Source organism: Woronichinia naegeliana WA131, assembly GCA_025370055.1.
Taxonomy (GTDB): Bacteria; Cyanobacteriota; Cyanobacteriia; order Cyanobacteriales; family Microcystaceae; genus Woronichinia; species Woronichinia naegeliana.
The window spans coordinates 6,952,193-6,965,202 of the sequence record CP073041.1; the positions used below are offsets into that span (position 1 = coordinate 6,952,193).

Genomic DNA, 13,010 nt, shown 5'->3' on the forward strand with positions numbered 1-13,010 from the left:
CTAAAGGTCGCACCCGGAGAAGGAAGGGGGACAGTGGCGAGATTATAAACTGGTGAGTCTTCATGGCAATGTCTGTGAAGCCTTTTTCCAAGACCCAGAGGGCTTAAAGAATTGGAGCAATGTTCAACCTTTGTCCCCAATAGTGACCTTTTTGGGAGATGGTCATCCCGGAATCTGGAATGCGGTAGAGAGTTTCGCCACTCAATCGTGGCTGATACGACGAGAGGTGTTGGATTGGTATCATCTCAAGGAGAATCTGTTCAAAGTGGGTGGCTCTCTCAAACGGCTAGAAGCAGTGGAGCATTTACTGTGGCGGGGTTTTGTGAACAAGGCAATAGATGCGTTTGATGGAGTCAAAAGCAAGAGGGCAAAGAATTTTCAAGCCTATTTGACGAAGCATTATCAGCGTATCCCTGATTACCAATACTATCAACAGCTTGGTATTGTGATTGGTTCTGGTGATGTGGAGTCTAAGATTAAACAGGTGGGAGCTAGGGTTAAATTGTCGGGAGCACGTTGGCATCTTCATAATGTTTCTCGTATTCTTCGGCTACGATGTGCTTATCTCAATCACTCTCCTCTTTTGAGTGTCAATGTATTATCTTAAGTGGGATGCACCCGGGAGAACGTCAACAGACAATCTATCTAGGTGCGGCACCAGAGTACGGAAAAAAGAGTTTTCTAGAAAGATTGGAAAGAGAAATTGAGCGAGCGAAAAACCGTTATCCAGAGGCAAAATTTGTCGGTATAGCAGATGGTGCAGAATCAAATTGGAAGTTTTTAGAAAAGCAGACGGAAGAACAGATATTAGATTTCTATCATGCCTCTGGTTACTTAGGAGCGTTGGCAGAAGCGTTGCATCCGAATACCGTGTCAAAACAAAAAGAATGGTTGACTGAAAATTGTCGAGAACTCAAGCATGAAAAAGGAAAAGCAGGAGAACTGCTAAATCTGATGAAAGAAGTCAAAGAAGAAAAAAGTCATTCTAAGAATCTTACCGAGAAACTACAAGCGGCGATTACTTATTACGAGAATCATCAGCATCAAATGGATTATGCTGAATACTTAGAGAAAAAGTATCCGATTGGTTCAGGTGTTACGGAAGCAGCTTGTAAGACGTTGGTCAAACAACGATTATGTTGTTCAGGGATGCGATGGAAGGAAAAAGGAGCAGGAATTATTTTGAGCCTACGAGCTTTGGTATTGACGAAGGAACGATGGAGTCAATTTTGGGCAAAACTTGATCAATATGGGTTCCCTGTAGAACCCTGATTACAACAGCTTTTATCAACTAAAGGTCGCACCCGGTCAATGGACTATTTTGACCGAAAATATTGCCTTTATCGTCACGAATTACGAATTCTATCGTTACTTTCATCCTTTTTACTCCTTTTTTTTAGATAATCTGATTTTTTGCTTTCTCTTCATTTTATCTAACGCCTGATGTGAGTTGGAGCATGGAATGGCGTAAACTCGTTTAATTGATGCTTTCTCTAATTAAAGGGGGGGCTAAAACCCTTGCTGACTACTAGGTTATTTTAACTCACATCAGACGTATCTAATCATCAAGGTTCATCGGTAGTTACTATGCTAAGTCATTTTATCAACTCATAAAACCCTTGCTGTATAAGGCTTTCAGTTAAAACTGTCAGTTGACTTGGCATGAATTGAGTGTAAAGACAAGGAATCCCTTTCTTGGCATGGGTTCTGGAGTAGATAACCTCATATTTGGCGTAATCAATACTGAGGAACCATCATCAACTAATTATTTACAGGTGGAGTCTTTTCGTCTCGAGCTAGACGACACCACTGCCATGTGCTCCCGACTAAGGACGAGGCCATAACTTGACATCCTCTCCGCCGTAGAACGGCGAAGATTCCTAAACCTCACGATTTAGGTTTCTGCTTCATTCACCGTCGCATACCACAGTTTTAAAAACTATGTACTGTCTTACACAGAGTCCACAGACTTTTACCCCATTTCAGAAGCCCGATTCCGTGTGTCCCACGGTACGGTTTCAGCAAAATGCTTTTTGTACTTATTGCTTAGACTTTTTACCTTGCCAAGCCTTTCTAGCAAGAACCCCCTAGGCCTAGTTTTCAAGGTGTGATGCCGACCACTTGGTTTTCGTATTCAGCACCTCGATTCTAACACCTTGTAAAGCCGTCCTAGAAGGACGGGGTTTCAGACCCATTTTTTTCGATGAAACTTTCTCTTCTGAACCGTTTCCAATATTGCTTGCAGGGGGCTTGTTTAACGGCCCAACCTGATACCCTCAAGGCGATCGCTGCCATGACTCCCCATCTTAGTTTTGGCAAATCTTTATCCCTCACCGATTGGCAGGACTTGACGACCCCTGAGCAAATTTGGGTTGTCCTCATTCCCTTAATGCTTTTTTACCATGACTGTCCAGCCGCTTTTTATCAACAACTCCGGCTTTTACAGATGAATCAATGGCTCAATCCCTCAGAAACAGAGGCGATCGCCCTGATCTTTCAAATCATGAGCTTAATTTTACGGGAACGATTTGATCCGAGACGTGATTTAGTCAGTAATTTGGCCTGCCTGTCCGATTTCTGGAAGTTTGATTTTGAAAACGGTGAAGCCTTTTGGTTATCAGCAATGCTAGAGAAGCTAACCACCGCGATCGCTGATCACCTTTCTCTCTATCAGGTAAGACAATCTCTATTTCCACCCCAATCAGAACAAGAAGCCCCTGGTCTAGCTCTCTATTGTTGGCTAGATAGCCCCGATCACTTTAGCCTCAGTTGGCAACGAGCGAAGGTCACGCAAAATCCTCTGGCGATCATTTTAACCGGAACTTTGAGTGGGGCTTATAATGGAGGGGTAGGAATGCCCGCGAACGAATCTCTAACCTTCGAGTCTCAACCCCTAGAAACGCTCTTAGGCAAACTAAGCCAGAACTTATACTATCGCTGGTCTGGAGGACAATCGCCCGATCTCAATCGTCCCCAACCAGTGACAACGGCCCCTCTAGTAATGCAACGCCGTCTTGGTTTAAAATTAATTTCGCAGTGTGAGTATCAATAAGTCGATTTCGTCTTAAAGGTGAGGAGTTTTTCGTTCGTTTAGTGCTTCTGTTACTTTTCTTGGCCTTTGGCAAGATGAAACCTTTTCCTGATTGGCATCATTCTCTACAAGACTATTGGCAAAAAACCCAGATGTTTCGTCATCGTTTCAGTGAACATCCCTGGGTTTCCTTAAATACCCCTTTAGGGCGATCGCCCCAGCCAATTAACGGCCAAACTGAGCCGCAAACTTCTTGGTGGGAAAAATTGCACTGCTCTAAAATGGGAAAACGGATTCATCCTCCCATGATGTTTGGTATTGCAGTTATTTCCCTGACCAGTATTGTGGGCTATCGTTTTTATAATCAACCTCAACTCGCTGTCGGTAGCACCTCTCCTCTGACTATTGTGGCCCCTCGCGAGGCTCAATTTCCCGACGAAAAAACAACTGAGGAAAAACGGAGGGCTGTGCGGACTGGTATTGTGCCTCGTTTAAAGCGAGATACGGCTCTGACCCAGGAACTCAAACAAAATCGCGGTCAGCTATTAGATCAGATTAATCAACTGCGAAAAATTGGAGCCCCTTTTCCCTTTCTCAATCCCCAGCTTGTTCCCTTACTAGAGCAACAAAACCTGCGTAGTCGTCCCGAACCTGAATGGCAAAGTCTTAGAGAAAAACTTCTGACCCTGAGTAATTTATCCAATCTAGAAATAGAGAAAAATCCTTTACGCTCAAAACTGCCCAAAAGTCTGCAAACTCAAAGCGTTACAACCATTAAAGAGCTTATTCCCAAAATTGATGCGGCCCGCGATCGCTACCGACAGGTATTAAGCAAGCTATCCAAGGTTAATCTAGATCGTCTCTCCTCCGAGATCATTGTCACCGCCCTACAACTCAATGATCCAACCTGGCAAACAACTCAGCAGGTCATTATTCAAGTTTTTGATCGCATCCTTGTTCAGGGACTACCACCCGGCATTTCTCCTACCCTACTCAGAGAAACTATCGATCTACATTTACGCAATATCCTTCCCACTCAGTCAGAACGAGTGGCCACAGAGGTTTTATTTGCCCTGTTGGATAACCAATACAATTTAACGGTTGATAAGGAAGAAACCAAACGTCAGGCAGAACAAGCGGTGTTGGGCGTAGAACCCTTGATGGTTACGATTCAAAAGGGAGCCGTGATTGTCAAAGCGGGGCAAACCATTGACCAATCGCAATTTGTGTTATTAGATGGCTTGGGTCTCAGTCAACGGGGCATTAATTGGGAGGGGCTAGGACTAACAGCCGTTTTAGTGAGTGGTTCGGTCATTATCTTTTTGCTTTTGGGGCAACGGATTCATCGTCCTTTACGCCGTCGCGATCATTTGCTGCTCTGTCTGCTCAGTGTGAGCGCGCCCTTAATGTCGCTATTGAATCCCCGTTATACGGATTTACCCGCCCTGGGTTTATTAGTCGGCAGTTTCTATGGCCCAACTTTCGCCGTTTCCCAGGTGATCCTCGTGGGGGGCTTGTCTGGTTTTGCGGTTGAAAATATCAACTGGGAATATCTGTTGGCCGGTTTGGCGGGGGGAATTGTGGCCGGATTGATCGCCAATAAACTGCGATCGCGGGACGATTTGGCCGTACTGGGTCTGGGAGTAGGGGTTGTTCAAGGGGGCTTTTATTTGCTCTCCTATTTCTTACTTAGCACTAGTGTTCCCGCCCTATGGTACGTCATTTTACCTGGAGCGATTATCTATGGTTTATTGGGAACGGCCTGGACAATTGTGGCGATCGGCATTTCTCCCTACCTGGAACGTTTATTTGACGTGGTCACTCCTATTCGGTTAGTGGAATTGGCTAATCCTAACTGTCCCCTCTTACAACGTTTAGCCAAGGAGGCCCCAGGAACCTTTCAGCATACTCTCTTTGTAGCTTGCCTGGCGGAATCGGCGGCGAGGGAACTGCGTTGTAATGTGGAGTTAGTGCGAACGGGAACTTTGTACCATGACATTGGTAAAATGCACGATCCCCTCGGTTTTATTGAAAATCAGATGGGGAAAGTTAACAAGCATGATCTGATCAATGATCCCTACGCCAGTAAGACCATTATCAAAAAGCACGTTAGTGAAGGGCTAGAAATGGGACGGAAGTACGGTTTGCCCCAGGTGGTGCGCGACTTTATTCCCGAACATCAAGGGACTCTGCTGATTTCCTATTTTTATTATCAAGCCAAGGAAGCCGCTGAAAAAGCAGGACAGCCTCCCATTGCCGAAGCGGATTTTCGCTATGATGGCCCGATTCCCCAGTCACGGGAAACTGCGATTGTGATGTTAGCGGATAGTGCCGAAGCAGCCCTGCGATCGCTCAAGGAGGCTAATACGGATACCGCTCTAGTGATGGTTCACCGTATTTTTAAGGCGCGATGGCGTGATAATCAACTCAAAGATAGTGGCTTGAAATATGAAGAACTGCCCCTGATTGCGGAGGTGTTTGTCCGGGTCTGGCAACAGTTTCATCATCAACGTATTGTTTATCCTAAAGCCGCCCTAGAACCTGCCACGCTGGAAACAACGGCGATCGCGGCTCCTGAAGTGAGTCAGGTTTAAGCTGGATATTTTTGGGCGTTTTAGGCTATTCAATGAAGATCTTTTTCGATACAATCCCAGGTAACAGTTTGGAGCGATCGTCATGGATGTGAAAGCGGCAGTGGCCTGGGAAGCGAGTCAACCTCTCAGTATTGAAACAGTTCAGCTAGAAGGGCCTCAAGCAGGGGAAGTTCTAGTCGAAATTAAAGCCACGGGGGTTTGTCATACTGATGCCTATACCCTGTCAGGAAAAGATCCAGAGGGTTTATTTCCGACTATTTTGGGCCATGAGGGGGCTGGTATGGTCGTAGAAGTGGGAGAAGGGGTCAAAAGTTTAAAGCCAGGCGATCATGTTATTCCGCTCTATATCCCTGAATGCCGAGAATGTGAATATTGTCTCAGTTTTAAAACCAATCTTTGCCAGGCGATTCGACTTACCCAGGGTCGAGGCTTAATGCCGGATGGGACTAGTCGTTTTTCCTATCAGGGCAAAAAACTGCACCACTATATGGGCACTTCTACCTTTGCCAACTACACCGTATTACCCGAAATCGCCCTAGCCAAAATTCGGGAAGATGCTCCCTTCGACAAAGTTTGTTATATCGGTTGCGGCGTAACGACCGGCATTGGAGCGGTAATTAATACGGCAAAAGTGGAGCCAGGTTCTACGGTCGTCGTTTTTGGTTTGGGAGGAATTGGACTCAATGTTATTCAAGGGGCCAAGTTAGTCGGAGCCAGAATGATTGTCGGGATTGATATTAATACTAATCGACGTGAACTAGCAGAGAAGTTTGGCATGACCCATTTTGTCAATCCCCAGGACATTGAGGGAGATTTAGTCGCCTATCTGGTGGAGTTAACCAAGGGGGGAGCCGACTATAGCTTTGAATGTGTTGGTAATGTCAATCTCATGCGTCAGGCCTTGGAATGTTGTCATAAGGGTTGGGGCGTTTCTACCGTCATCGGTGTGGCAGGGGCTGGGGAAGAAATTGCTACGCGTCCTTTTCAATTGGTCACGGGAAGGGTTTGGCAGGGATCGGCCTTTGGCGGTGCCAGGGGACGGACGGATGTGCCGAAAATTGTGGATTGGTATATGGAGGGAAAAATTAAGATTGATGAGTTAATTACTCAGGTATTACCTCTCAGTCAGATTAATGAGGCGTTTGAGTTAATGCACCAAGGTAAATCGATTCGCACGGTCATTACCTTTCCAGATTGATACAGCCCTTATCAGGATATTGACGCACAGTTTTTTTAGAAACCTTGCTCAGTAAGCATTTTAGCTTTTTGTCTTTACACTGTGATCAAGCAAAGTGCTGTCTTCAGCAAACCCTAATTAAATTTACGACGTAATTTTTCTGCCCATGAATGAAAAGAGGCGGGCGTGGTTCGAGACGGTTTTTCTTCCTGTAAGTAACGATAATATTCCCAAATTGACCAATAGGGGCAACCTGGTTCTAAGCGGACTCCAGCCCAATGTAAATATTGTAAAAATTGCTGATGATTTGGATCATACAAAAGATGGTCTTTTTCAATAAATTGAGAACTTTTTGCCCAATTACCTGGAGCATTACCCGGTCTGCGAACCAGATTAAAACGGCGTGGAATTCGTTTCAAAATAAGATAATTAAGAATGGGTTGATCAGAGGTCTTTTGGGAAAAATCAAAGTACTCCGGATGAGCGGCGCATTCTGCAAATGTTTGATAGAGCTCTGCTTCACTGATTAAATTTCTTTTTGATGCCCAGAAACCGCCATTAAAAACATCTTGGCATTCTACTTCTGTCAAAACACCTGCCTCTAAAATTTTTGAGGTAAAGACATTAGCAATTCCTCCTTTGTGTTGATAATCACAGCTTAGAAAATCGTACTCATTCAAATAATCTAGATTGTCAATAATTTTCTCGAAAACGACAATATCGGTATCAATGTATAAAAATTCCTCGAAAGCACCATACCAACAAGCCTGTTTGCGAAATTGGTTAGCCCTGGCAAAAAATTTCTCTCCAAACGTTTGTTGTAATTGCTGAGAAAGTCGCTCAATCAGGTCTAAATCTTCGTAAAGAGTGACCCCAAAGCGTTCTTGTAAAATACTCGCAACCTGTTGATAATGATCATCGTAGGGAATCAGCACAATTTCTATCTCAGAATCATGCAGTCGAATGCTGTTTAAAAGCGCGATCGCCTGCTCCGTTGCTCGATCATTGGCTGTAATATAAATGCCTCGTTTCATTGACTTTGCTTGAATCTCCAACATCTCAAAATAAAGTAGTCTGCAAGGATTGGAATCAGTGACAAAAACTCCCACCACAATGGCAGGAGTTCAAAAATTTGAAGACTCAATCTAATTAGTCTAAATCAGGCATGAAGAGAGTTGGTTCACTTTCACGATCAATTCCTTTCTCAAAACCAGCAGCAGCAGCCCGCGCACGACCAGCGTGCCAGAGATGTCCAACTAGGAAGAAGAAACCGAGAACGAAGTGAGAAGTCGCTAACCAAGCACGGGGAGACACATAGTTAAACGAGTTAACGTCTGTAATAACGCCACCTACTGAGTTCAAAGAACCGAGGGGAGCATGGGTCATGTATTCAGCCGCCCGACGGACTTGCCAAGGTTGAACATCATTACGAAGTTTGTCTAAGTCCAGACCATTGGGGCCACGCAGAGGCTCTAACCAGGGGCCACGGAAATCCCAGAAACGCATGGTTTCACCACCAAAGATAATTTCTCCAGTCGGCGATCGCATTAAATATTTTCCTAAACCAGTGGGGCCTTGGGCAGAAGCAATATTAGCTCCCATCCGTTGGTCACGTACTAGGAAGGTAAAAGCTTGGGACTGAGAAGCTTCCATGCCAGTGGGGCCAAAGAACTCACTGGGATAAGCCGTATTGTTAAACCAAACGAAGACCGAAGCGATAAAGCCCATTAAGGACAACGCACCGAGACTGTAGGCAAGATAAGCTTCCCCCGACCAGATTAAGGCACGACGCGCCCAACCAAAAGGTTTGGTTAAAATGTGCCAGATACCACCGAAGATACAAATCAAGCCGATCCAAATGTGACCGCCGATGATATCTTCCATGTTGTTAACACTGATGATCCAACCTTCACCGCCAAAGGGAGCTTTGATCAAATAACCAAAAATCGTTGCGGGATTCAGGGTCGGATTGGTAATAATCCGTACATCACCACCACCAGGCGCCCAGGTATCATAAACCCCACCAAAGAACATGGCTTTAAACACCAACAACAAGGCACCACAACCCAACAAAATCAGGTGATAGCCAATGATGTTCGTCATTTGGTTTTTATCTTTCCAGTCATAACCAAAGAAGCTGGAATATTCTTCGAGGGTTTCGGGGCCGCGAATGGCGTGGTAGATTCCGCCTAACCCTAAAACGGCTGAAGAAATTAAGTGCAATACTCCCACTACAAAATAGGGGAAGGTATCAATGACTTCACCACCAGGGCCAACGCCCCAACCGAGGGTAGCTAGGTGAGGTAGTAAGATTAAACCCTGTTCGTACATGGGCTTTTCAGGAATGAAGTGGGCCACTTCAAAAATAGTCATGGCCCCAGCCCAGAAGACAATCAAACCAGCGTGGGCAACGTGAGCACCGAGCAATTTACCTGATAAGTTGATCAGACGGGCATTACCCGACCACCAAGCAAATCCAGTAGAGTCAATGTCACGACCCCCCCCGACCATAGAAGTATTAGAGAGCGTTACCACGGGGAAGAACCTCCTCAGGGAAAATAAAGTTTTCGTGGGGTTGATCCTGCGGAGCCATCCAAGCTCGCATCCCCTCATTTAATAGGATATTCTTAGTGTAGAACGTTTCAAACTCTGGGTCTTCAGCAGCCCGTAGTTCTTGGGAAACAAAGTCATAGGCACGCAGGTTTAAAGCTAAACCGACGATACCCACGGCACTCATCCACAGGCCCGTTACCGGCACAAAGAGCATGAAGAAGTGTAACCAGCGTTTGTTGGAGAAAGCGATCCCGAAAATCTGTGACCAGAAACGGTTTGCTGTCACCATTGAATAGGTTTCTTCGGCTTGAGTCGGTTCAAAAGCGCGGAAGGTATTGGCTTGATCACTATCTTCAAACAAGGTGTTTTCTACCGTTGCACCATGAATCGCGCAAAGTAAAGCACCACCGAGAATTCCCGCAACACCCATCATGTGGAAGGGGTTGAGAGTCCAGTTGTGGAAACCTTGTAGGAAGAGAATGAAGCGGAAAATTCCAGCTACGCCAAAGCTAGGGGCAAAAAACCAGCTAGATTGACCCAAGGGGTACATTAAAAAGACGCTGACAAAGACAGCAATGGGGCCAGAGAAGGCGATCGCGTTATAGGGACGAATGCCAACCAGACGGGAAATTTCAAACTGACGCAGCATAAAGCCGATCAAGCCAAAAGCACCGTGCAGAGCCACAAAGGGCCACAGACCACCGATTTGACACCAGCGAGTAAAATTACCTTGGGCTTCAGGGCCCCATAAAAAGAGAATGGAGTGACCGAAAGCGTCGGCGGGAGAAGAAACAGCAACGGTTAAGAAGTTAGCACCTTCGAGGTAGGAACTGGCTAACCCGTGAGTGTACCAAGAGGTAACAAAGGTGGTTCCCGTTAACCAACCACCGAGGGCAAGGAAGGCACAGGGAAATAGAAGTAACCCAGACCAACCAATGAATACGAAGCGATCGCGCTTTAACCAGTCATCGAGGGCATCAAACCACCCCTGTTCTGCTGGGGCGCGTCCGACAGCAATCGTCATAATTTCAATCCTCTTGCTTATTTTAATCCTCTTGCCCGAATCGGAATCAAAGGCAAGATCTCTTAAGGGGACATTGGGTATTTCGCGTTAAATCTCATTGTCTTATAAGACGAGACCCTTGAAAACTGGCTCAGTTTAACTGCATCCGGTTTTCTCAACGCGATTCATCCTATCCCAGAGGCATTCGTCAAAAAGACCTAGCCTATTACCTTATTTTTAAAGGGGGATTTTGCCAGGAAAATCCTAGCTAGTGGGGGTTTGGGCAGTTATAAGTCATAATCTACTTTAAACATTATTAGCAAAAAATTTACAAAATGACATATTTTTTCTCATTGTTTTCCTGGCCAGGGGAGCATCATCTATTTCGTTAAGCATTTCTACTTAAGAACATATTCTGCCTGGTTTTGAGCCGCGATCGCCGTTAGCCGCTCGAAATTGGGACAGGAAACCGCTAATCTAGAAAAAGACCAGGAAAAAGGAAAGGTGACTGTGGCGTTTAAGATTGGTTTGTTGGGCTTAGGGACAGTGGGGTCTGGAACCGTTGCTATTCTCCAAGATCCAGTGGGTCGGAGTCCTCTACTTAGGGAAATTGAGATCCATCGGGTGGGGGTACGTTCCTTGACAAAAGTGCGAAGCGTGAGTCTGGCTGCCGATCTATTGACCACTGACCTGGAAAGCATCGTCACTGATCCCGAAATTACCATTATTGTCGAACTGTTGGGGGGATTGGAACCGGCGCGATCGCTGATCTTGAAAGCCATTGCCCACAAAAAACATATTGTTACGGCCAATAAAGCGGTCATTGCTCGTTATGGCGATGAAATTTATACTGCGGCCAATGCTGCCGGAGTCTATGTCCTACTAGAAGCGGCTGTTGGTGGGGGAATTCCGATTATCAAACCCCTGAAGCAATCCCTAGGAGCCAATCGGATTCAAAGCATTATGGGGATTGTCAATGGTACAACTAACTATATCCTCACCCAAATGACCCATGAAGGGGCAGATTTTGCAGATGTGTTGGCGATCGCGCAGAAATTGGGCTATGCCGAAGCCGATCCCTCCGCCGATGTGGATGGTTTGGATGCCGCCGATAAAATTGCCATTTTGGCCTCCCTCGGTTTTGGTGGACGAGTCAAGCGAGAAGATGTTTACTGTGAAGGTATTCGTCAAGTGAGTGCAGTAGATATTGCCTACGCCGATAAATTAGGATTTGTGATTAAGTTATTAGCGATCTGTGAAACAGCGACAGAGCCTCACACAGAAGCATTACAAAGCGAAGAATCCGATGCCTTACAACTGCGAGTTCACCCGACCCTCTTACCCAAAGAGCATCCCTTAGCCAATATTAACGGCGTATATAACGGTATTTTGGTGACAGGGGAACCTCTCGGTCAAGTGATGTTCTATGGCCGAGGAGCCGGAGCTGGCCCTACCGCTAGTGCTGTCATTTCCGATATGGTTAATATCGTGGGTATTCTGTCCAGTAGCGACGATAATCCTGCCCTCGACCCGTTACTTTGTTGCACCCATCAACATTACTGTCAAATAACGCCGATTGAAGCTTTAGAGACACGTTTTTATGCCCGTTTTATTTGTCGAGATGTACCCAAGGTGATCGGTCATTTAGGCATGAGTTTTGGGGAGCATGGAGTTAGTTTAGAATCGGTTGTCCAAATTGGACTTCAGCAAGATTCCGCCGAAATTGTGGTCGTTACCCATAATGTTAGAGAAGGAAATTTCCGTGATGCTTTAAAAAGTATCAGTGAATTAGCCTCGATTAAATCCATTCCTAGCGTTTTACGGGTTTTATAGATTATTTAAAACCGCTCCTGAACGATCAACCACCATAATATCCCACTGCCCATTTTGGGCGACTTCAAAGGCAATTCTATCGCCATCGGCACTAATGGTAGGATTGCGGGTTTCAAAATTGAGAGACTCGCTTAAATTGCGTTTTTGCTGGGTTTCCCGATCATACAAATAAATATCCGATTTACCCTGACGACTGGCACTAAAGACAATATAACGCCCGTCTTCGGTAATAGCAGGATGGGAGGCAATTTCATTCAGAGAGTTTAGGCCTGGCAAATCCACTAATCGGCGGCGTTGAGTATCGAACAAATAGACTGCCTGGGAACTATTGCGATCGGAAACAAAAACCACATAGGGAGACGCTATCTGTGGGGTCAGTTCTTCGGCAGGACTATTTAATCCTCTACCCCCTGAGTCAAAAGGAAAATTAAGATAACGGGGATAACCACCACAAGCCGTTAGTAAATTAAGGGTCAAATAAGCGATCGCCCAAGGGGTAATCTGTTTCAACGGGCCTTTGAAGGTGAGGTTAGGGAGGATTAAGGAGGGTAGGGAGGAGCGTACTCGGTGAATGATTTTACGGGGGCGATTTAACGTCATTAAGGAACTTGAACAACTTTTATGCCAACTATAATAACCAAATGATCGATCCGCGATCGCCGCTTAACTTTTCACAACTTGCCCCAAAAAGTAGCAAAAATAACAGCCAAGAGGGCAGCCCTTACCCTGAGCCGATTCCATATTTAGAGTTATATTTTGATTGACTACACTATATCTGTGGTGTAAGCTAAGATAAATAGGGCAGAGTGACCCCTAAGC

Annotated in this window: 9 protein-coding genes and 1 pseudogene; 6 read left to right on the forward strand and 4 right to left on the reverse strand. The window is 45.5% G+C overall.

Going from position 1 to position 13,010, the window contains the following annotated elements:
- Window positions 1–52: 52 nt before the first annotated feature.
- The 5 genes and pseudogenes from KA717_35400 to KA717_35420 all read left to right on the forward strand — a co-directional run bounded on the left by KA717_35400 (window position 53) and on the right by KA717_35420 (window position 6,823).
- Window positions 53–607, forward strand: coding sequence for a hypothetical protein (locus KA717_35400; GenBank protein UXE60727.1), 555 nt, complete (start codon window positions 53–55; stop codon window positions 605–607).
- Window positions 608–612: 5 nt separating this feature from the next.
- Complete coding sequence (locus KA717_35405) at window positions 613–1,272, forward strand: hypothetical protein (GenBank protein ID UXE60728.1); 660 nt, start codon at window positions 613–615, stop codon at window positions 1,270–1,272.
- A 931-nt stretch (window positions 1,273–2,203) separates the two neighbouring features.
- Complete coding sequence (locus tag KA717_35410) at window positions 2,204–3,052, forward strand: hypothetical protein (GenBank protein UXE60729.1); 849 nt, start codon at window positions 2,204–2,206, stop codon at window positions 3,050–3,052.
- A gap of 230 nt (window positions 3,053–3,282) precedes the next feature.
- Window positions 3,283–5,625 (forward strand): annotated as a pseudogene (locus KA717_35415) (HD family phosphohydrolase).
- A gap of 82 nt (window positions 5,626–5,707) precedes the next feature.
- On the forward strand, window positions 5,708–6,823 hold the full coding sequence (locus KA717_35420) for an S-(hydroxymethyl)glutathione dehydrogenase/class III alcohol dehydrogenase (GenBank protein ID UXE60730.1): 1,116 nt from the start codon (window positions 5,708–5,710) through the stop codon (window positions 6,821–6,823).
- A gap of 113 nt (window positions 6,824–6,936) precedes the next feature.
- Here the strand turns inward: KA717_35420 and KA717_35425 are convergent, their stop codons facing one another.
- From KA717_35425 to psbD, 3 genes are all read right to left on the reverse strand, one after another.
- Window positions 6,937–7,860 carry a methionine synthase gene (locus KA717_35425; GenBank protein ID UXE60731.1) on the reverse strand — a complete coding sequence of 308 codons (924 nt, stop codon included), beginning with the start codon at window positions 7,858–7,860 and terminating at the stop codon, window positions 6,937–6,939.
- 91 nt (window positions 7,861–7,951) lie between these two features.
- On the reverse strand, window positions 7,952–9,337 hold the full coding sequence (gene psbC / locus KA717_35430; protein UXE60732.1) for a photosystem II reaction center protein CP43: 1,386 nt from the start codon (window positions 9,335–9,337) through the stop codon (window positions 7,952–7,954).
- Window positions 9,321–10,379, reverse strand: a complete 1,059-nt coding sequence (psbD, locus tag KA717_35435; protein UXE60733.1) for a photosystem II D2 protein (photosystem q(a) protein) — start codon at window positions 10,377–10,379, stop codon at window positions 9,321–9,323. Before psbD ends, psbC begins: the two co-directional genes overlap by 17 nt.
- Before the next feature lie 489 nt (window positions 10,380–10,868).
- Here psbD and KA717_35440 point away from each other — a divergent pair, with 489 nt between their 5' ends.
- Window positions 10,869–12,191, forward strand: a complete 1,323-nt coding sequence (locus tag KA717_35440) for a homoserine dehydrogenase (protein ID UXE64873.1) — start codon at window positions 10,869–10,871, stop codon at window positions 12,189–12,191.
- Here KA717_35440 and KA717_35445 read toward each other — a convergent pair.
- Window positions 12,186–12,701: a Tol biopolymer transporter periplasmic protein gene (locus KA717_35445; GenBank protein ID UXE60734.1), complete on the reverse strand. Its 516-nt coding sequence runs from the start codon at window positions 12,699–12,701 to the stop codon at window positions 12,186–12,188. The genes KA717_35440 and KA717_35445 overlap by 6 nt on opposite strands.
- Window positions 12,702–13,010: the final 309 nt, after the last annotated feature.